This is a genomic window from Mesorhizobium sp. B2-5-7 (genome assembly GCF_006440875.1).
Classification (GTDB): Bacteria; Pseudomonadota; Alphaproteobacteria; order Rhizobiales; family Rhizobiaceae; genus Mesorhizobium; species Mesorhizobium australicum.
Genome location: NZ_VFUO01000002.1, coordinates 253715 through 272811, shown reverse-complemented (window position 1 = coordinate 272811; position 19097 = coordinate 253715). Strand labels below are relative to the sequence as shown.

18 protein-coding genes are annotated in these 19097 nt (G+C 65.2%); 3 read left to right on the top strand and 15 right to left on the bottom strand.

Features of this window, described 5'->3' with window-relative positions:
• Positions 1-57 precede the first annotated feature (57 nt).
• Together FJ543_RS08710 and FJ543_RS08705 are read left to right on the top strand one after the other, a co-directional pair.
• Complete coding sequence (locus tag FJ543_RS08710; RefSeq protein ID WP_015315209.1) at positions 58-501, top strand: hypothetical protein; 444 nt, start codon at positions 58-60, stop codon at positions 499-501.
• Positions 498-2642, top strand: a complete 2145-nt coding sequence (locus FJ543_RS08705) for a phosphatidylserine/phosphatidylglycerophosphate/cardiolipin synthase family protein (RefSeq protein WP_140874735.1) — start codon at positions 498-500, stop codon at positions 2640-2642. The genes FJ543_RS08710 and FJ543_RS08705 overlap by 4 nt, the downstream gene beginning before the upstream one ends.
• Before the next feature lie 60 nt (positions 2643-2702).
• Here FJ543_RS08705 and FJ543_RS08700 read toward each other — a convergent pair whose 3' ends face one another.
• The 10 genes from FJ543_RS08700 to rsfS form a co-directional block, all read right to left on the bottom strand.
• Positions 2703-3959, bottom strand: coding sequence for a D-amino acid dehydrogenase (locus tag FJ543_RS08700; RefSeq protein ID WP_140662589.1), 1257 nt, complete (start codon positions 3957-3959; stop codon positions 2703-2705).
• Positions 3960-4082: 123 nt separating this feature from the next.
• Entirely contained in the window at positions 4083-4625 is a 543-nt protein-coding gene (locus tag FJ543_RS08695; protein WP_140874733.1) for a nucleoside-diphosphate kinase, read from the bottom strand.
• A gap of 14 nt (positions 4626-4639) precedes the next feature.
• Positions 4640-5062 carry a nucleoside diphosphate kinase regulator gene (rnk, locus tag FJ543_RS08690; protein ID WP_140875522.1) on the bottom strand — a complete coding sequence of 141 codons (423 nt, stop codon included), beginning with the start codon at positions 5060-5062 and terminating at the stop codon, positions 4640-4642.
• A 271-nt stretch (positions 5063-5333) separates the two neighbouring features.
• Complete coding sequence (alr, locus tag FJ543_RS08685; protein ID WP_140874731.1) at positions 5334-6473, bottom strand: alanine racemase; 1140 nt, start codon at positions 6471-6473, stop codon at positions 5334-5336.
• A gap of 97 nt (positions 6474-6570) precedes the next feature.
• Positions 6571-7092 (bottom strand): RNA pyrophosphohydrolase, encoded by a 522-nt coding sequence (locus FJ543_RS08680; protein WP_140662582.1) that lies wholly within the window; start codon positions 7090-7092, stop codon positions 6571-6573.
• A gap of 36 nt (positions 7093-7128) precedes the next feature.
• The gene (locus tag FJ543_RS08675) at positions 7129-8310 is read right to left on the bottom strand and encodes a divergent polysaccharide deacetylase family protein (RefSeq protein WP_140875520.1); all 1182 of its coding nucleotides are present in this window, start codon (positions 8308-8310) and stop codon (positions 7129-7131) included.
• A 182-nt stretch (positions 8311-8492) separates the two neighbouring features.
• Positions 8493-9824 carry a S41 family peptidase gene (locus tag FJ543_RS08670; RefSeq protein WP_015315201.1) on the bottom strand — a complete coding sequence of 444 codons (1332 nt, stop codon included), beginning with the start codon at positions 9822-9824 and terminating at the stop codon, positions 8493-8495.
• A 1-nt stretch (position 9825) separates the two neighbouring features.
• Positions 9826-11175 (bottom strand): murein hydrolase activator EnvC, encoded by a 1350-nt coding sequence (locus tag FJ543_RS08665; protein WP_140874729.1) that lies wholly within the window; start codon positions 11173-11175, stop codon positions 9826-9828.
• Positions 11176-11332: 157 nt separating this feature from the next.
• Positions 11333-11815, bottom strand: a complete 483-nt coding sequence (rlmH, locus tag FJ543_RS08660) for a 23S rRNA (pseudouridine(1915)-N(3))-methyltransferase RlmH (RefSeq protein ID WP_140616598.1) — start codon at positions 11813-11815, stop codon at positions 11333-11335.
• A 28-nt stretch (positions 11816-11843) separates the two neighbouring features.
• Complete coding sequence (gene rsfS, locus FJ543_RS08655) at positions 11844-12221, bottom strand: ribosome silencing factor (protein ID WP_015315198.1); 378 nt, start codon at positions 12219-12221, stop codon at positions 11844-11846.
• A 242-nt stretch (positions 12222-12463) separates the two neighbouring features.
• Between rsfS and FJ543_RS08650 the strand changes: the two genes are divergently transcribed.
• On the top strand, positions 12464-13315 hold the full coding sequence (locus FJ543_RS08650) for a mechanosensitive ion channel domain-containing protein (protein ID WP_140874727.1): 852 nt from the start codon (positions 12464-12466) through the stop codon (positions 13313-13315).
• Here FJ543_RS08650 and FJ543_RS08645 read toward each other — a convergent pair whose 3' ends face one another.
• The 5 genes from FJ543_RS08645 to obgE form a co-directional block, all read right to left on the bottom strand.
• On the bottom strand, positions 13316-14614 hold the full coding sequence (locus FJ543_RS08645; protein ID WP_140616596.1) for an MFS transporter: 1299 nt from the start codon (positions 14612-14614) through the stop codon (positions 13316-13318).
• Positions 14615-14683: 69 nt separating this feature from the next.
• Positions 14684-15271 carry a nicotinate-nucleotide adenylyltransferase gene (locus FJ543_RS08640; protein WP_140662744.1) on the bottom strand — a complete coding sequence of 196 codons (588 nt, stop codon included), beginning with the start codon at positions 15269-15271 and terminating at the stop codon, positions 14684-14686.
• A 249-nt stretch (positions 15272-15520) separates the two neighbouring features.
• Positions 15521-16807, bottom strand: a complete 1287-nt coding sequence (locus tag FJ543_RS08630) for a glutamate-5-semialdehyde dehydrogenase (RefSeq protein WP_140874725.1) — start codon at positions 16805-16807, stop codon at positions 15521-15523.
• 3 nt (positions 16808-16810) lie between these two features.
• Positions 16811-17947, bottom strand: coding sequence for a glutamate 5-kinase (gene proB / locus FJ543_RS08625; RefSeq protein ID WP_140874723.1), 1137 nt, complete (start codon positions 17945-17947; stop codon positions 16811-16813).
• Between the two features lie 4 nt (positions 17948-17951).
• A complete protein-coding gene (gene obgE, locus FJ543_RS08620) occupies positions 17952-18983 on the bottom strand; it encodes a GTPase ObgE (protein ID WP_140822653.1) in 1032 nt (343 codons plus the stop codon).
• Positions 18984-19097: the final 114 nt, after the last annotated feature.

The window sequence follows — 19097 nt, the reverse complement described above, 5'->3', positions numbered from 1 at the left end:
GCCGGCCATGGGACAGGTCGGGTGGGGAAATCTTTCAGAAAGCTGGCGCGGATAGACATGCGAGCCGTTCTTGCCATCCTGCCGCTGCTGTTCGTCTCCGCATGCGCCAACCCATGGACAAAAGTTCCGGAAGCCGAATTGCCGAAACCGATCCGCTACGCCATGGCGCGTCCCTCGCCTTTCGTCATCGGCAATTACTGCGGTCCCGGCACCCGCACCGGCGATCTGTCGGCCCGGCCTGTCGATCGCCTCGACGCCGTTTGCCGAACCCATGATGCCTGCTACATCGCCCGCCGCAACCATTGCGACTGCGACGGCGCCCTTGTCGCCTCGGCGAGGGCGATCCGCGATGACATGACGGCGCCCCGCAAGATGCGCGGCGAGGCGGACCTGCTAATCGCCACCTTCGCCATCCCTGTCTGCAAGGTTTTCCCGCAAGGTTTCATGCCGCCCCGCGACCCGGCGCAGTTGAGCGTCATGAAGGCCGGGGCGACGGGGTGAACATCCGCACGGCCATCCTCGCCCTGTTCGGGCTGGCCGCCCTTGCCGGCTGCGGTGCGGGCCGCAATGCCTGCGAACTATCGGCCGGGCAGGAGGCTTGCGCACGGCCCTCGCTGTCGGCTGGCACGCCCGGGTCGCGGGTCGCGGCTGAGCAGTTCTTCGGCAATGACGGCGGCAGCGACTATGAAAGACGGTTCCTGGCACTGCTCGCCCACCACCAGCTCGGCGCCATGGACCGCGCCAACGGCACGGGCCCCTTCGGGCGCAACCGCCTCGATGTCCAGAACCGCGATTTCCAGGAGACCTATTCGACGCTCCAGCACCTGGCCGGACCAGTCGCCAACGCTCATCTGCCGCCGACCGGTGGGGGCAGCGGCGACGGTTATTTCGACGGCCGCTGGCGGGTGTCGCGGCAGACGCTCTATATCGATGCGGCGGCGCGGCCCTCGGCCCCCGGGATTTTCGATTTCTCCGGCTTGCAGGCACGCAGCACCGAGATCGTCGTGCGCCAGGCGGGCAAACAGCCGGCCGACATCGAAGGCAGTTGCGACGGCGCAGTGGCGCTCCGCGCTGGCGGAGCCTCACGCACCATCGCCGCCGGCGCGGCATTCGGTTTTCACCTCTCCGGCGAGGACGACACGGTCAGCCTGTTCCCGGGCGACGGCCTGAACCGGTGCACGGCGAGGATCCGCTCCAGCCTTGCGCCCACCGGTACACCGCTCACCATCCGGCGTGAAGAAACCGCGGATCCGGCGCTTGCCAGCTTGGACAGCCGCTACCAGCGCTGCCCAGTCCCCGGCGATGCAGGCCTCGATGCGCTCGAGCGCGCCTTCTATGCCAGCCGCTGGCTGTCGCAGACCTGCGCCATGCCGATCGGCGAGCCCAGGCTGCTGCGCAAGTCGCGCGACGGCTTCAACGCCAAGGTCGAGGCGCTGATGGGCGCGCCGCTGACCGATGCGGCAATAGACAGGGGCGATCCGGAACTGCCGCTCGATTTCTCGAAGGCGCCAAGGCTGAAGCTGATCTATCTGTCCTCGCTGGAATTCAAGGCCGATTTTTCCGGCCGGGTCATCGAACGGCTGATCCGCCATCATGCCGCGCTTGGCACCAAGGTGCGCATCATGGTCACCGACGTGCTGGAGCGCGAAAAGGACGACGCCATGCTGCACCGGCTGGCCGCCGAATTCCCCAATGTGGAGCTGCAGGAATATCGCTGGCGGGCGGACCACGGCGCGCCGATCGACGAGCAGATTTCACAACTGCACAAGGTCCATCATGTCAAGATGCTGGCCACGCTGGCGCAGGACCCCGCGCGCTCGCGCGTCATCATCGGCGGCCGCAACATCCATGACGGTTTCCTGTTCCACCAGCCGATCGATCTGTCGCGCTATCCGGACCTCGAGCAATACGGCAAGACCGACGGGTTTTCGCTGAATTACTACTCGAACTGGAGCGACTTCGACATCGAGTTCGCCGACCGGGCGACGGTCGAGACGCTCGCCGCGCAGCTGTCGACGATATGGCTGCGCGACGCCGACACCAACCTGGCGCGCCCCTTCTCCATCCCGGTCCGCGGAGATGGCCCCCGGGGCAATGCCCGGCATTTCATCTCGATGCCCTATGAGGATGACCATGCGCTGGAGGCCTATTTCGTCGAACTGGTCGATGCCGCCCGGCACCATATCCAGATCGTCAACCCCTACCTCAATCTGACGCCGAGCCTCGCCAAGGCTTTTGACCGGGCGCTCGCCCGCGGCGTCAGGATCGACGTTGTCGGCCGCATCGACCTCAAGGGCGATATCGGGGGCAGGTTTCTCACCGCGCTCAACAAGCTGTTCGTCGAGAAATATGGCGACCGTATCGATATCCGCGAGTTCAAGGCGCCTGACGTGGTGCTGCATTCCAAAATCATGATGATCGATGAAAGGCTGGTTGCCATCTCCTCGGTCAACCTCAACAACCGCAGCTTCTTCCACGATTCGGAGAACGGCATGATGGTGCTCGACCCCGCCTTCTACGCCAGGATGAAGCCGGTCTATGACGACTACCTCGTCCACTCGAACCCGGTCGCCACCAATGTGACGATCCCGTGGGCCTACCGGCTGCTGTTCGACGAGGCGTGGGTCAGGCAGGCGTTCTGATATCGCCCCGGTTCCGGGGCAACGACATAAGCAAAGAATAAAGCGCGAGACGCGCGGCGGCTATTTCAGGTAACGCTCCTGGGCCAAGGCACGCACGTCGATATCGGGCACCCGGTTGGAGATGATGTCGGCCAGAACCTTGGCCGAGCCGCAGGCCATGGTCCAGCCGAGCGTGCCATGGCCGGTGTTGAGATAGAGGTTGGACAGCTCCGTGCGGCCGATCAACGGCGGTCCGTCAGGCGTCATCGGCCGCAGCCCGCACCAGAACGTCGCATCGCGCATCGCGCCGGCTCCCGGAAACAGGTCGCCGACCGAGTGTTCGAGCGTGCGCCGGCGCGATTCATGCAGCCTGAGGTCGAAGCCGGAAATCTCGGCCGTGCCGCCGACGCGAATGCGGTCGCCGAGCCGGGTGATCGCGACCTTGTAGGTTTCGTCCATCACGGTCGACACGGGCGCGGCGGCGGCGTCCTTGATCGGCACCGTGATCGAATAGCCCTTGACCGGATAGACCGGGATCGGTCGCTTCATCCGGCGCATGAAACCAGCCGAATAGCTGCCCAGCGCCATCACATAGGCGTCGGCGGTCAGCCAGCCCTTGCTGGTGCTCATATTGTTGACGCGGTTGCGGCTGCGGATGACGCGCCATATCGTCGTGTCGTATTCGAACTTGACGCCGCGCGCCACGCAGAGCTCGGCCAGCCTGTCGGTGAACATCTTGCAGTCGCCGGTCTCGTCGCCCGGCAGTCTCAGGCCGCCGACGAATTTTTCACGCACCCCCGCCAGCGCCGGTTCCGCCGCGATGCAGCCGTTGGGATCAAGGACCTCATAGGGCACGCCATATTTCTTCAGCACCTCGACATCGCCTCCGGTGCCGTCGAGCTGCTTTTGCGTCCGGAACAGCTGCAGCGTGCCCTGCGTCCGCTCGTCATAGGCGATGCCGGTCGCCTCGCGCAGCGCCTTCAGCGTGTCGCGGCTGTATTCCGCCAGCGGCACCATGCGCGATTTGTTGATCGCGTAGCGCTCGGCGGTGCAGTTGCGCAGCATCTTGACCAGCCACGTCCACATGTGCGGATCGAAGGCCGGCCGCACCACCAGCGGACCATGCTTCATCAAGAGCCACTTGATCGCCTTGAGCGGGATGCCGGGGCCGGCCCAGGGCGAGGCATAGCCGGGCGAAATCTCGCCGGCATTGGCAAAGCTGGTTTCCAGCCCCGGCCCTTTCTGGCGGTCGATCACCGTCACCTCGTGGCCGGCCTCGGCGAGATAGTAGGCCGTGGTCACCCCGATCACGCCACTGCCCAGCACCATGATTTTCATCATTCACTCCTTGCCGCGCCGAGCGTCCTCAGGACGCCCGTGGACGCAGCCGTATTTTTCGATTTGCGCATGATCCCGAGCGAAAATCGATGCCGATCTTCGAGACCACGCGCTGTTGCCCATTCACGCCGCCGAGGGACCGGGGTCGTCGTCTTCTGTCTGCCGCATTCCGGCCGTCTCGCCAAGAGGCCTCCAATCGGCTGCGGCACTGTAGACGAGCCTGAGCCCGTGCGGTCGCTGCGCGTCAGCCTGGTGTTTCTGCCTGACCGTGCGCCGGGCAGCCTCCGGCTGGTAAAGCACGGCCCGGATCAGGATCGACTCCCGCCGGCCGTCGGCGTGTTCGACCATTGCAGTCTGGCCTTGCGCCATGCCAAGCATGCAGAGCCCGCGCCTCGTTGCGACCGACAGGCTGGAGCCGACCGGCCCGCGCACCTCGTGCTGCACCAGGGTTCGCGTCTCTGCGGGACCGGTATCGACGCCGAACACCACCCTGCTGTTCAGCGTGACGATGTCGGGGCCTACCGAATCGATCGGCACGACATCGGCGCATGAAAGCTTGTGTTCGAGCATGCGCACGATCGGATCCGCGAATGCCCGCCGGCGCTCCAGCATGACTTCGAGAACGGCAAAGTCCTTCGTGGTCAGGCAGCAATTCGTGCTCGTCATCACCGCCTCCGTTATCAAGCTCGTTGCGGGCCGGAAGCCGGCGTATCGACGGCTTCGACGGTCACTGACAGTTCCCGACCACCACGACCGCTCCAGCAAACCGCCTGCCCAACGCTCGCGCCGATGAGCGCGGTTCCCATCGGCGTCAGCACCGAGATCCGGTTCTCGGCTATGTCGGCCTCGCCCGGGTAGACCAGCATGATGTGCTGGGTGTCCCCGCTTTCGCCGCGCACCATAACCGTCGAGCCCATTCGCACCACACCGGCCGGCATCGCCGCCGCGTTCGTGACGACGGCCCGGTCCATTTCCGAAAGCAGCTCCTCGGCCGTCTCGGGCGCGCGATCGAGCAACGCTCTCGCCAGGCCGGTCAGCCTGTCATGGTCGGCTTCGCTGATCAGAATATGGCTGTTTGGACGCAGTTCTTTTGCATGTTGCATGGCAAACCTCATGGATCGGCGCATCGAACGGATGCGCGCCTGCCGCCGCACTGATGGCGGCGTGATGAAAGGCCGGCAGCCGCGAAGGGCTGTTCGGCTTGCGCTTGTGGATGTATGGATGCCCCGGTACGGACGGACGCCAGAAGGCGGCCGCGCCGGGGCTACGATCCCGCGATCGGGCAGACCCTGAACAAGGTTGTGCTATAAGCGAGGTTGCTCATGCGCCGAACCTTGCCGACAGGCGTCCGCTTGTCAAGCGCGGCCAAACCGCTCAGCCGCCGACATAGCGCCGGTGAAACCGCGTTCCGAAGCTGGCCAGGATTTCGTAGCCGATGGTGCCGGCATGGCCGGCGGCATCGTCGACGCTCTGTGAAGGGCCGAGCAGTTCGACGAGATCCCCTTCGCGAAGCTTGCCGGGCGGCAAGGCCGAGATGTCGAGAATGATCGAATCCATCGACACGCGTCCGAGGAAGGGCAGGCGCGCGCCCTCGAACCAGGCGGCCGACGCGGACCGGCGCAGCCAGCCATCCGCGTAGCCGAACGAGATCGTCGCCAGGCTGAGCGGCCCTTCCGCATGGTAGGTGTGGCCATAGCCGATGCCGGTGCCCTTTTCGACGCTGCGCGTCTGCGCCACCTTGGCCTGCAGCCGCACCACGGGCAGCATCGGGTTGGGTTCGGTAGGCGTCGGATTGATGCCATAGAGCGCGGCGCCAGGGCGGGCGAGATCATAATGGTAGGACGGTCCCAGAAAGATGCCGGAGGAATTGGCGAGCGAGGCGGGTGCCCCGGGCAGCATGGCACGCAACCGCTCGAAGGCCCGCCGCTGCTGTTCGTTGGCGGGATGGTGCGGCTCGTCGGCGCAGGCCAGGTGGCTCATTACATACCTGATGGCGATGCCATCGAACGCGGCGGTGTCGCCGGCCAAGGCCTCGACTTCGGGCGGCGCCATGCCAAGCCGCGACATGCCGCTGTCGATCTGGATCGCGGCCGGAAGTCTTTGGCCAACGCGATGGGCCGCCGCGCGCCAGGCTCTCAACTGTGCGCCACTGTTGATGACCGCGCAAAGACCGGACGCGACCGCTTCCCCCTCGGAACCTGGCGGCAGACCGTTCAGCACATAGATCTCGGGTCCGGCCCCGATTGCCTTGCGGAGCGCGATTCCTTCGGCCAGCAGAGCGACGAAGAAGATGTCGCAGCCTTCTTTCATCAGCGTCGATGCCACTTGGCTCGCACCCAGACCGTAGCCGTCGGCCTTGACCACGCCCGCGCAGCGCACGCCGCCCAGCCGCGCCTTCAGTCGCCGGTAATTTTCACGGATCGCGCCAAGATCGATGGTGAGGATGGCCCCGGCAGCAGCCTCGCTCGGGGCGTCGGCTTCCTCGGACAGTGATCTTTTGGGGGCGTCGTACATGGCGGCCCTTCTTGTGACGGACAGACATCAAATCAATACGGCGGTCGAACCGGCGCGGCAACCGCGGGCGTTTGAACCGCGGCCGGAGCCCGTCCAGCTATGGCACAAGGTGACGGAACGCCCCCACCACCTCTTCATAGACCTTGCGCTTGAACGGCACGATCAGGTCGGGCAGGTCTTGCATCGGCCGCCATGACCATTTGTCGAATTCGGCTGTGTGGCCGCCCGGCGGCGGATTGATCTGGATCTCGCTGGCATCGCCATGGAAGCGGAAGGCGTACCATTTCTGCGTCTGGCCGCGATACCGCCCCTTGAAGGCGATACCGACCAGATGGTCCGGGAGGTCATAGTTGATCCAGTCCGGCGCTTCTGCCAACAGCGAGACGCTGCGCATGCCGGTCTCCTCGTAGAGCTCACGCTCGGCGGCCTGCAACGGCTCCTCGCCCTTGTCGATGCCGCCTTGCGGCATCTGCCAGAGCTGCGTCGTGCCGGCGAACTCGCTGTCGGGTTCGGCAATGCGATGCCCGACCCAGACCAGCCCCTCGCCATTGAGGATCATCAGCCCGACACAGGGTCGGTAGGGCAGCGTTTCGCGGTCGACTTTTTTCGTCTGCGGCATCACTCAGTCTCTCCAGTCGCCTTCCGAAGGCCTTGGCTAACCCTTTTGCGGATCGACGGCCACCGCTGAAATCGGCACGATCTCGATGCCGCGCTTCTTGGCCTCGGCCACCCATGACGAGACCGTGTCGACCGTCAGGTCGAAAGCCGAGCCGATGCCGACGGCCGTGCCTTTGGCACGCGCGGTCGCTTCGAGACTGTCGAGCTTCTTCAGGATGGCGCCGCGATCCTGCACCGCATCGATCGCCGTGTCGCCGGCGACGAAAGGGACGCCATTCCTCAGCGCCATGTCCGGAGCCAAGCTGCGCGCCGACGAGCCGTCGTCGATATAGGCGAGGCCCCTTTTGCCAAGTTCGGCCATGAACGGCTCCATCGCCGCGGAGTCGGCGGAAAACCGCGCGCCCATATAGTTCATGACACCGGTATAGTTCGTCGTCCGCGACAGCGCCCAGTGCAGGTTCTTCAGGTTTTCTTCCGCGCTCGCCGCCACCGTCAGCGTGTTGCGGCCGGGGTTGACCTTGGGATAGTCGAACGGCTCGAGCGGCACCTGCATGACGACCTCGTGGCCGCTCTGCCTTGCAGCCTGCATCCAGCGGCCGATGCTGTTGCCCTGTGGCGCGAAGGCCAGCGTCACTTCCGCCGGCAGCTTGGCGATCGCCGCCTGGGTACCAGTCTGTGAAACCGCGAGCCCGCCGATGATGATCGCCACACGCGCGCCACGCGTGCCGGACCATGGCCGCGCATAGACGTCGAACGGTCGCCTTCCGTCGGCGGAGCGCATCGGCAAGGGCCCGGTTTCACTGGTTTCGATCAGCGCCTTGTCGGGAATATGCGCGATCTTGAGATTCTGGCCGACGGTCGATGGATCGCGAATGACGATTGTCGCCTTTGGCGGGCCATCGCCTTCTTCGGTCTGCACATGAATAATCTGCGGACCGCCCGTCTTGGCCGGCATCCCCACCTTTGGCGTCGCCGCCGGAGCCAATGCGGGAGGCGACGCGGCGGGCTCGGCCGCCGCGGTCACTTTCGGCGTCGAGACGGCGACTTCCTGCGGCTTTCGAAACGGCTTTTCCCTGAACGCGATCGCGGCCGAGACGCCGACCACGGCAAGCACGATCGCGCTCGCCGCGATCACACCGACGCTGATCTTGCCGGCGCCGCGAGGCGCCCGGACGGCCTGTCCAAGCGGGCGTTCGATGTCCTTGCCGATATCAGCCAAGCCCTGTCCCCGATGCACGGTTCCGAAGGCGACCTCCTTCGGCAACACATGCACGAATTCATCAATCCTGGCGCCTGGGCGCCATATCTGGAGGCCTGGTCCTGCCCCCCGAATCAAACTGCCGGAACCTTTCGGTCCCGGCAGCATCGCATTGCTTCGTTCAACCGGCCAGACCGGTTGCCTTACTGGTTGAGCACGGCCTTTTCCGGATTGGGCGGGAAGGCCGGATCGGTCTTCTGGCCGCGCAGCAACTGCTCGGCATAGATGAGCTGCAGGTCGTCCTTCGGATCCGGTGGCACATAGGCCGCGGAGCCCGAGCCGGTCTTGCTCTCGTCGGCGCCCTTGATATGGCCCTTGAGATCGGATTCGCCGCGCGTCAGGTCCCTGCCCTGCAGTTCGGGCGGCAGGGGCTGGTCGACCTTGATGTCGGGCGTGATGCCCTTGCCCTGGATCGATTTGCCCGATGGCGTGTAATAGAGCGCCGTCGTCAGCCTGAGCGCGCCATTCTCGCCGAGCGGGATGATGGTCTGGACCGAGCCCTTGCCGAAGGACTGCGTGCCGACCACCGTGACGCGGCGCAGGTCCTGCAGCGCGCCGGCGACGATTTCCGAAGCGCTGGCCGAGCCGCCATTGACGAGCACGATCATCGGCTTGCCGTTGATGTCGTCGGTCTGCTTGGGCTTGGCGTCGAAGCGGGTGACGTCCTTTGGATCGCGTCCGCGCGTCGAGACGATCTCGCCGCGCTTGAGGAAGGCGTCCGACACGCTCACCGCCTGGTCGAGCAGGCCGCCCGGATTGAGGCGCAGGTCGAGCACATAGCCCTTCAGCTTGTCGTCCGGCACCTGCTTCTTGATGGTCTCGATAGCGTTCTCGAGGTCGTCATAGGTCTTTTCGGTAAAGGAGGTGATCTTCATGTAGCCGATATCGTTCTCGACCCGGAACTTGACCGCCTTGACCTTGATGATGTCGCGCACCACCGTCAGCTCGATCGGCTTGTCGGCGCCCTGGCGCAGGATGGTCAGCTTGATCGGCGTGTTGACCAGGCCGCGCATCTTGTCGACCGCGTCGTTGAGCGTCAGGCCGCGAACCTCCTCGCCGTCGATCTTGGCGATATAGTCGCCGGCCAGCACACCAGCCTTGGCGGCCGGCGTGTCGTCGATCGGCGTGATCACCTTGACCAGGTCGTTCTCCATGGTGACCTCGATGCCGAGGCCGCCGAACTCGCCCTTGGTCTGCACGCGCATGTCCTGCGCCTGTTCGGCGTTCATGTAGGAGGAGTGCGGGTCGAGCGAGGAAAGCATGCCGTTAATGGCGTTCTCGACCAGCGACTTGTCGTCGGGCGGGGTCACATACTGCGCCCGCACCCGCTCGAAGATGTCGCCGAAGATCGCCAGTTGCTTGTAAGTCTCCGACCCCGCAGCGTTCGCCGCCGAGCCGGGTGCGCCATAGACAAGGCTCATGGCGGACGCGCCCATCAGCGCACCGGCAAACAGAAGCGACAGTTTCCGCATCATTTCACGTCCTTCCAGAAAAACGGTCCGCCCACCATGGGGCCGGATCGACGGGTTTTCCATCCTTGCGGAACTCGACATAGAGCTCCGGCGTGGCATTTCCATTCTTCGAAACCGAGGTGCTCGCCACCCGGGCTTCTCCCATCGCGCCGACCGGCTCTCCTGCGAGCACCGACTGGCCAGTCGCGACGCTGATTCTGCTCATCCCAGCCAAGACGACATGATAACCGTCGCCGGCATTGAGGATCAAGAGTTGACCGTAGGAGCGAAACGGCCCCGCATAAAGCACATTCCCATCCGCCGGCGCGGTAACGATGGCTCCCGATTGTGTCGCAACCATGTCCCCAAGCATCAAGGCGCCGTTACCGTCGTCGGCGCCAAACCTGCGTTTGATGCGGCCGGTGACCGGCAGGGCGACCTGTCCTTGCAGTGCCGAGAAAGGCGCCGCGGCGGTCAACCTGTTGCCTTCGGGAACCGGCAGCGATGCTGTCTGGTCGCCACCGGGGTCGGTGCCGCCGGCCTGGCCAGCGGCGGCTGCCTTTGCGGCATCCGCCGCCTTGCGGTTCTTGTCTGCCTGCGCTTCGAGCGAGGCGATCAGATCCTTCAGGCTGCTCGCTCTGGCCGCCAATTGCTCGGAACGCTGCTGTTCGGCCGCCATCTGCGCCTTGGTGTCGGTCTCGAGCTTCTGCTTGGCTTCGAGCAGCATGCCGAGCCGCTTCTTTTCCGCCGTCTGATCGCCGACCGCCGCCGTCAGCCGCGCCCGTTCGGCTTCGATCGAAGCCGTCACCCGGGTCTGCTCCTTGAGATCGGCCAGCAGGCTGTCGGTCTGCTGGCGCAGTTCCGGCACCACGGCGCCGAGCAGGATGGCGCTGCGCACCGACGACAGCGCATCTTCCGGCTTGACCAGGATCGCCGGGGGCGGGTTGAGCCCCATGCGCTGCAGGGCGCCCAGCACTTCGGCCAGCACGTCGCGCCGCGCCGCCAGCGAAGTACGGATCTTCTGTTGCTGGCCCTTCAGCCCTTCCAGCTTGGCGCCGATGTCCTCGATGTCCTGGCCGAGCTTCTGCTCGGTCATCGCCGACTGGATGAGTGCCGCGGTGATCGAGGCGTGGTCCTTCTTGACCGTTGCGATATCGGCGGCGAGCTTGGCCAGCCGTTCGGACGACAGCGTTATTTCCTTCGAAACCTGCTCGTATTCGGCACGGCTCTGGTCCGGATCGGGCGCCATGTCGAGCGTGTTTTCGGCCCGCACAGCATGCAGCGACAGAAGCACCGCCGCTGCGGCGATACCGCAGCGCACGCGCCAGGAGCCCCCCGTCGATGGGCCCGTCGTCGATTTCCAGCCTTCAGACATTCGCGATCGATTCTATCCGCGCCTTCGTTAACGAATCATCAACCATGTTAGCGCCTGTCGCCCAAAGGGTTCGCAATAACGCAATGCGACGGAAAAACAGGCCCACGTCGAATCTTGCGCGGCATTTGGGGCCAAATTCGGTGCGATCCGGCGGCTTTCAGGACCTGTGGTAGGGATGACCCGACAGGATCGTCGCCACCCTGTAGAGTTGTTCACCCAGCATCACCCGCACCAGCTGATGCGGCCAGGTGAGCGCCCCGAACGACATCACCAGCTCGGCCTGGCCGCGCAGCGACGGATCGTGGCCGTCGGCGCCACCAATGGCGAGGACCAGCGCCTTGCGTCCGCCGTCGCGCAACTGTCCCAGACGGCCGGCGAAATCCTGTGAAGACAGGCTCTTGCCTCGCTCGTCGAGCAGGATGAGGGCCGTACCTGGCTGCAGCTGTGCCTGCAGCCGCGAACCTTCGTCGCGCTGGCGCTCGGCGGCGCTCTGCGCGCGGCCCTCGACGATCTCGGTGATTCCGGCGAATTCGAGCCCCACGCCGGGTCCGCTCTTGGCGAACCGCTCGAAATAGCGGTCGGCCAACTCCCGCTCGGGGCCGGCTTTCATTCGGCCCACGGCATGAACTGAAATCTTCATCCTCGCCTCTATAAGCCCCGCGAAGGGCTTAGTGGAGGGTCTCTTCCTCGAGATCCGGCGCCTGCCACATCTTTTCGAGATTGTAGAATTCGCGGACTTCGGGGCGGAAGACATGGACGATGATATCGCCAGAATCGATCAGGACCCAGTCGGCGCCTGACAGTCCCTCGACGCGCGCGGTGCCCAGACCGGCATCCTTGAGCGCCTTGAGGAGATGGTCGGCGACAGCCGCGACATGACGGTGCGATCGGCCCGACGCAACGACCATGTAGTCGCCGAGGCTCGATTTCCCCTGAATGTCGATTGAGACAATATTTTCGGCCTTGGAGTCTTCCAGACTGGCAAGGACTGTCTTGATGGCACGGGACACGGCGTCGTCTACGCTGATCCTGGCCGGCGAAGGCACGATGTCGGCCTTCTTCCGCAGTGCTGTTCTCAGTGTATTTCCTTTCGCAGCAAGAACAACCAAATCACCCCTTAAAGCAGGTGACACCACTTAGATAGGCAGAGTTCCGTTGCAGTTTCAAGACGGAGCCCCGATGGACGCGAACTCGCCGAGTGGAATGTTGTTCCACGGGTGACGCAAAAACATCGGAACCCAGGCCTTCCACAGCGGTTACCGGCTGACCGACCAACCGGAATCCCGCCATGCCGATCGACCCGCAAAACACCCTTCTCACCGTCCAGACCGGCCTCGCGCAGCTGAGTACGCTGATCGTCTCCTATTCCTTTTCCGCCATCGGCGCCGTCATCCTCCTGGTGGTCGGCTACATCGTTGCCAACCTTGCCGAGCGCTCGATCTCGGCTGGCCTCGGCCATATCCATGGTTTCGACGCGACGCTGCGGCATTTCTTTTCAAAGATCGGGCGCTACGCCATTCTGATCCTCGTCGTCATCATGGTGCTCGGCCAGTTCGGCGTGCAGACTGCATCGATCATCGCCGCGATCGGCGCCATCGGCCTCGCCATCGGTCTCGCCCTGCAAGGCACGCTGCAGAACATCGCCGCAGGCATCATGCTGCTCGCGTTGCGGCCATTCCGCATTGGCGAGTCCGTTGAGGTCGGTTCCATTGCCGGTTCGGTCGAGGAAATCGGCCTTTTCGCCACCAAGCTCAGGACCGCCGACGGCATCTACATATTGGCGCCGAATTCGACGCTGTGGAATCAGCCGGTGCGCAATTTCACCCGCAACGGCGTGCGCCGCACCGACATCACGCTCAGCATCGGCTCCTGGAACGACATAGACGGCGCCCAGAAGACATTGCTTGCCATTGCCGGTGCCGAGAAGCGCATCCGCCGCGAACCGGCGCCGATCGCCTTCGTGGCCGGGCTCGGCGATACGACCGTTTCGCTCACCTTGCGCTACTGGACCGCGGCGGCGGACCATTTCGCCACCCAGATCGACATGACGAAACGCGCCAAGCAGGTCTTCGACAGCGAAGGCATCTCGATCCCGCAGCCGCCTCCGGAAGCATCGCCACCCGAGGCCCGCAAGCAGTAATCAGTCGCCCCTGTGGCGGACCACTTCGTCCGGCGCGAAGGCGAGTTCGACCGGCAAGGGCGCTTGCGCCGACATCGGCGCGAAACTGCCCGTGGCGGCCGCCGGAACGCGGCCCGCCGCGATCACCCGCCACAGCACGAAAAGGCAGAATACCGAGGCGATGACGATGCCGACGTAGATGAAGGTTGCCGTGCCGAAGACGGCGGAAAGCGCCGTGACAATGCCCGGCACAATGAAGCCGGCGAGCGACCAGGCAAACAGCATCGAGCTCGACAGCGCCAGCAGTTCATCCTTCCTGGCGCGGTCGGCGGCATGCGCGCTGGAGAGCGCGTAGATGGATTCCGCCGCCCCGTCCCAGATCAGGTAGATCACCACCAGCGCCATCAGCGCACCGCCGTCGAAGGCGATGGCGAGCACGCTCGCAACCACCGCCAGCGCCGCGGCGCCGGCAAGCACGTAGCGCCGATCAGTACGGTCGGAGAGCCAGCCGAGCGGTATCTGCAGGATCAGCGTGCCGACCGGCATTGCCGACAGCAGCAGCGCGACATCGGCCTGGCTGTAGCCCTTGGCCGTCGCGTGGATGGGCGCGAAGCCGGAAATGATCATCGACAGGCCGCCGACCGCCAGCATGCCGGCGACGCCGACCGGCGAAATCCGCCAGGCTTGGCGCAGAGCCACCGAAGCCGCTTGCGGCGCCGGCGGCTGGGCAAGGCGTGTCATGCCGACAGGCAGGATCGACAGAGCGGTAAAGGCGATGCCGATCAGCGACGCGGCGGCCGTGTGGATGTCGATCACGGCAAGCGTCGCATAGCCGACCCCAAGACCGGCAATGTAGGCGACGTAGAACACGGCCATCACCCGGCCCCGTACGGCGTTCGGCAGCGCGTCGTTGAGCCAGCTTTGCGCGACGATGAACAGGCCGCATATGGCAAAGCCGTAAAGCGCGCGCGCCACGATCCACAGCAGCGGGTGCGGTCCGGCGCCGATGGCGGCATTGGACAGCGCGATCAGCGCCGACAGCACCATGAAGGCGCGGGCGTGGCCGACCCGGCGCACCAGCGGACCGGTCAGGATACAGCCGGCGAGGCCGCCGGCCGACAGGCCGGTGACGATCAGCCCTGCCCAGACCGGATCGAACCCTTCGACGCCGAGCCGGACGGGGATATAGGCGAACATCAGCCCGTTGCCGATGGCAATCAGCGCCATCGACACGATGACACTGGCAATCGCGATCAGCGGCGCAGGCGTGCTGCCCTGGTCGGGATCGATCGTGGGATGGGTTTTCTTGTGAATCGCCATGGCTGGTCAGCATCGCCCATGGGTCAGGCGGACGCCGCTGTAAAAACGACATGGCCGGACGGACGACGCTCAACCCTTCGCCATCTTCCGGATCGCGCTCGACGACAGCAAGGAACGCGGACCGTGGATGAAGGTCCAGGCCGGCGCCTTCATCCGCGCAAGCCTTGGCGCGTCGCCTTCGTCGATGCGGGCGTAATCGAAGGTCTTGGCGACAACCGACGACAGAAAGGACAGCGTCGCGCCCGGGCGGTCGATGACCGCGATCGGAAAGGTCATGACGATCTCGCGCCAGCGCTGCCAGCGATGGAAGTCCCTCAGGGAATCGGCGCCCATGATCCAGACGAAGTCGACGCCGGGATTGCGCGCCTTGACCAGCGCCAGCGTGTCGGCGGTGTAGCGCACATTGTGTGCCGCCTCGAAGGCGGTGACCTTGATCTTCGGGTTCTTGGCGATCTTCTCGGAAAGCACGATGCGCTCGCCCAGCGGCGCCAGTTCGCGCGTGCTCTTCAGTGGATTACCTGGGGTCACCATCCACCAAAGCTGGTCCAGCGCCAGACGCCGCAAAGCGATTTCGGCGACCAATGCGTGGCCGGCATGCGGCGGGTTGAACGAACCGCCAAACAGTCCGACGGCCAGCCCCTTCTCGGCATGCGGCATTTTCAGATAGCTGGAGGGGATGGCGGGCTCGGATAGCGAAAGCATGCGCTAGGCACCCCCCTCTGCCCTGCCGGGCATCTCCCCCGCAAGGGGGGAGATCGGCGACTTCACTGACGGCGCAAATCCTGCGAGGTTAGAAATTGGCGAAATCGCAGATGACAGCCAATCTCCCCCCTTGCGGGGGAGATGTCCGGCAGGACAGAGGGGGGTGGCTGGGCGCAACGCTTCACGCTCTAGCAGCAAAAGGCTTCAAGGCCTCACCTGTCCCGACCCGCGCACGCGATATTTGAACGAGGTCAACTGCTCGACGCCGACCGGCCCGCGCGCGTGCATCTTGCCGGTGGCGATGCCGATCTCGGCACCCATGCCGAACTCGCCGCCATCGGCGAACTGCGTCGAGGCGTTGTGCAGCAGGATCGCCGAATCGATCTCGTTGAAGAACCGTTCGACCGCCTTCGCGTCCTCGGCGACGATCGCCTCGGTATGATGCGAGGAGAAGGTTTCGATGTGATCGATCGCACCAGCGATCCCGTCGACCAGCTTCACCGCGATGATCGCGTCGAGATATTCGGTCACCCAGTCGGCGTCGATCGCCGGCTTGGCGTCGAAGAACATTTTCATCACTTCTTGATCGGCATGGATCTCGCAGCCGGCGGCGCGCAGCGCGTCGAGGATCGGCACCAGATGGGTGGCGGCGACAGCACGGTCGACCAGCAGCGTTTCGGCGGCACCGCAGACGCCGGTGCGCCGCATCTTGGCGTTGACGGCGATCCGCACCGCCATGTCGAGCTCGGCGGAGCGGTCGATATAGAGATGGCAGATGCCTTCGAGATGGGCGAAGACCGGCACCCGCGCCTCGCTCTGCACCCGCCCGACCAGGCTTTTGCCGCCGCGCGGAATGATGACGTCGAGATTGCCGCCAAGCCCCTTGAGCATCTCGCCGACCGCAGCGCGGTCGGTGGTCGGCACCAGCTGGATGGCATCCCCGGGCAGACCGGCCGCCTTCAGTCCCTCGACCAGGCAGGCATGGATCGCCGAGGAGGAATTGAGTGAATCCGAGCCGCCGCGCAAGATGACCGGATTGCCGGCCTTGAGGCAGAGAGCGCCGGCATCCGCCGTCACGTTCGGCCGGCTTTCATAGATGACGCCGACAACACCGAGCGGCGTACGTACGCGCTCTATGCGCAGACCGTTCGGCCGCTCCCACGCGGCGATGACATCACCGACTGGATCGGGCAGGGCAGCGATTTCGCGAATACCGTCCGCCATGGCGCGGATGCGTGCCGGATCGAGCTTCAGCCGATCCATGAAAGAGCCGGAAAGCCCGGATTCGTGGCCATTCGAGACATCGATGGCGTTGGCGTCGAGAATGTCCCGCGCGCGGGAAATGATCGCGTCGGCCATAGCGACAAGAGCGGCGTTCTTGGCGGCGGCGGTGGCGATGGCCAGCGGTCGGGCGGCAGCGCGGGCGCGGCGCCCGATATCGGCCATCAGCGCCACGGTGTCGTCCCCGGATTTTTCATGCAGCTTCAGCATGGCTCATCCTCCGCTTGTGTCGCTTCCGGCGTGACTTACGACGAGATCGTCGCGGTGGATCATCGCCGAACGCGCCTCGTAACCGAGCACCGTCTCGATCTCGGCCGTCTTCAGGCCTGCGATCCTTACGGCATCGGCGGCATCGTAGGCAACCAGCCCGCGTGCGATCTCGCGGCCCTCGGGCGACAGGATCGCCACCGTGTCGCCGCGGGAGAAATTGCCGCTGACCAGCTTGACGCCGGCCGGCAGCAGCGACTTGCCCGAAACGAGCGCGCCGATGGCGCCGGCATCGACGGTCAGCCGCCCCGCCGGTTCGAGCTGGCCGGCGATCCAGGTCTTGTAGCCTTTCACCGGATTGGCGCTGGGCTTGAAGAATGTCGCGCGCTCGCCGCGCTCGATAGCCATCAGCGGCGACAGCCTTGTGCCGGAGGTGATGATCATCGCCGTGCCCGCCGCATTGGCGATCTTGCCCGCGTCGAGCTTGGTACGCATGCCGCCGCGCGACAGCTCGGACGCGGCGGCTCCCGCCATGGCTTCGATGTCTGGTGTGATGCGGTCGACCACCGGAATGAACTTGGCACCGGGGTCCGAAGCTGGCGGCGCGTCGTAGAGCCCGTCAATGTCGGAGAGCAGCACCAGCAGGTCCGCGCCCATCATGGTGGCGACGCGGGCCGCCAGCCGGTCATTGTCGCCATAGCGGATTTCGGAGGTCGCCACCGTGTCGTTCTCGTTGATGACCGGCACCGCCTTCATCTTGAGCAGCGTCGATATGGTGGCCCGCGCGTTGAGATAACGCCGGCGCTCCTCGGTATCGCCGAGCGTCAAAAGGATCTGGCCCGATTTCAAGGCACCCTTGCCGAGCGCGTCAGACCATGCGCCGGCGAGTGCGATCTGCCCGACGGCGGCGGCGGCCTGGCTCTCCTCGAGCTTCAGGGCGCGCTTGCCAAGGCCAAGGATGGTGCGGCCGAGCGCGATGGCGCCCGACGACACGACGAGGATTTCGGCTCCTCCCTGGGCAAGCACCGCGATGTCGTCGGCGAGCGAGGCCAGCCAGTCGCGCTTCAGGCCGCTCGCGCGGTCGACGAGCAATGCCGAGCCGATCTTGACGGTGATGCGCCGGTATTTCCTGAGCGGCTGCATGGCCTTACTTTTCCCAGCGCGACTCGACCGGCGCGGCGATCCGCGCACGCGCCTCCGCGATGACAGCCATCAACGCCCGCTGCACCGCCTCGACGCCCTCGCCGGTGACCGCCGACAGCAGCATCGGCGCGCGGCCGGCGGCACGCTTCAGCGAGGCGACCTTCTTCTTGCGCGCGTCTGCGTCGAGCGTATCGACCTGGCTCAGCGCCAGGATCTCGGCCTTGTCGGTCAAGCCGTGGCCATAGGCCTCGAGCTCGGCCCGCACGGTCTTGTAGGCCTTGCCCGGGTTCTCCTCCTGCGCGGAGACCAGGTGCAGCAGCACGCGCGTGCGCTCGACATGGCCGAGGAAGCGGTCGCCGATGCCGACGCCCTCATGGGCACCTTCGATCAGACCTGGAATGTCGGCGATGACGAATTCGCGCGCATCGATGCGGGCGACGCCGAGGCCCGGATGCAGGGTCGTGAACGGATAGTCGGCGATCTTCGGCTTTGCCGCGGTGACGGCGGCAAGGAATGTCGACTTGCCGGCATTGGGCAGCCCGACCAGACCGGCATCGGCAATCAGCTTCAGCCTGAGCCAGATGTTGAGTTCTTCGCCGGGGAGGCCGGGATTGGCGCGTCGCGGCGCCTGGTTGGTCGAGGTCTTGAAATGCTGGTTGCCGAAGCCGCCATTGCCGCCCTTGGCAAGGAGGAAGCGCTGGCCGACGACGGTCAGGTCGCAGATCAGCGTCTCATTGTCCTCTTCGAAGACCTGCGTTCCGGCCGGCACTTTCAGCGTCACATCGGCGCCCTTGGCGCCGGTCATGTTGCGGCCCATGCCGTGGACGCCGGTCTTGGCCTTGAAATGCTGCTGGTAGCGATAGTCGATCAGTGTGTTCAGCCCGTCGACCGCTTCCAGCCAGACATCGCCGCCGCGGCCGCCATCGCCGCCATCCGGGCCACCGAACTCGATGAACTTCTCGCGCCGGAACGACACCGAACCGGCGCCCCCGTCACCCGAGCGGACATAGACCTTGGCTTGATCGAGAAATTTCATGGGACTGCAGTTTCTTTTATTGGCCTTGCGGCATTGCTCTAAACCTTGGGCCTTGCTCTAAACCAAGGCGCGGCGAAGGGCGAGGCCGTTTTGTGACGATGGCCGCGCGGGGTT

Bases quoted from the DNA above. Each gene is read 5' to 3' on its own strand.
- FJ543_RS08710 (WP_015315209.1), top strand. From the start codon at position 58: ATGCGAGCCGTTCTTGCCATCCTGCCGCTGCTGTTCGTCTCCGCATGC.
- FJ543_RS08670 (WP_015315201.1), bottom strand. From the start codon at position 9,824: ATGATGCGGAAACTGTCGCTTCTGTTTGCCGGTGCGCTGATGGGCGCG.
- obgE (WP_140822653.1), bottom strand. From the start codon at position 18,983: ATGAAATTTCTCGATCAAGCCAAGGTCTATGTCCGCTCGGGTGACGGG.
- FJ543_RS08650 (WP_140874727.1), top strand. From the start codon at position 12,464: ATGCCGATCGACCCGCAAAACACCCTTCTCACCGTCCAGACCGGCCTC.
- FJ543_RS08700 (WP_140662589.1), bottom strand. From the start codon at position 3,959: ATGAAAATCATGGTGCTGGGCAGTGGCGTGATCGGGGTGACCACGGCC.
- FJ543_RS08645 (WP_140616596.1), bottom strand. From the start codon at position 14,614: ATGGCGATTCACAAGAAAACCCATCCCACGATCGATCCCGACCAGGGC.
- FJ543_RS08665 (WP_140874729.1), bottom strand. From the start codon at position 11,175: ATGTCTGAAGGCTGGAAATCGACGACGGGCCCATCGACGGGGGGCTCC.
- proB (WP_140874723.1), bottom strand. From the start codon at position 17,947: ATGCAGCCGCTCAGGAAATACCGGCGCATCACCGTCAAGATCGGCTCG.
- FJ543_RS08630 (WP_140874725.1), bottom strand. From the start codon at position 16,807: ATGCTGAAGCTGCATGAAAAATCCGGGGACGACACCGTGGCGCTGATG.
- rlmH (WP_140616598.1), bottom strand. From the start codon at position 11,815: ATGAAGATTTCAGTTCATGCCGTGGGCCGAATGAAAGCCGGCCCCGAG.
- rnk (WP_140875522.1), bottom strand. From the start codon at position 5,062: ATGCAACATGCAAAAGAACTGCGTCCAAACAGCCATATTCTGATCAGC.
- FJ543_RS08680 (WP_140662582.1), bottom strand. From the start codon at position 7,092: ATGCCGCAGACGAAAAAAGTCGACCGCGAAACGCTGCCCTACCGACCC.
- FJ543_RS08640 (WP_140662744.1), bottom strand. From the start codon at position 15,271: ATGCCGCATGCCGAGAAGGGGCTGGCCGTCGGACTGTTTGGCGGTTCG.
- FJ543_RS08695 (WP_140874733.1), bottom strand. From the start codon at position 4,625: ATGACGAGCACGAATTGCTGCCTGACCACGAAGGACTTTGCCGTTCTC.
- alr (WP_140874731.1), bottom strand. From the start codon at position 6,473: ATGTACGACGCCCCCAAAAGATCACTGTCCGAGGAAGCCGACGCCCCG.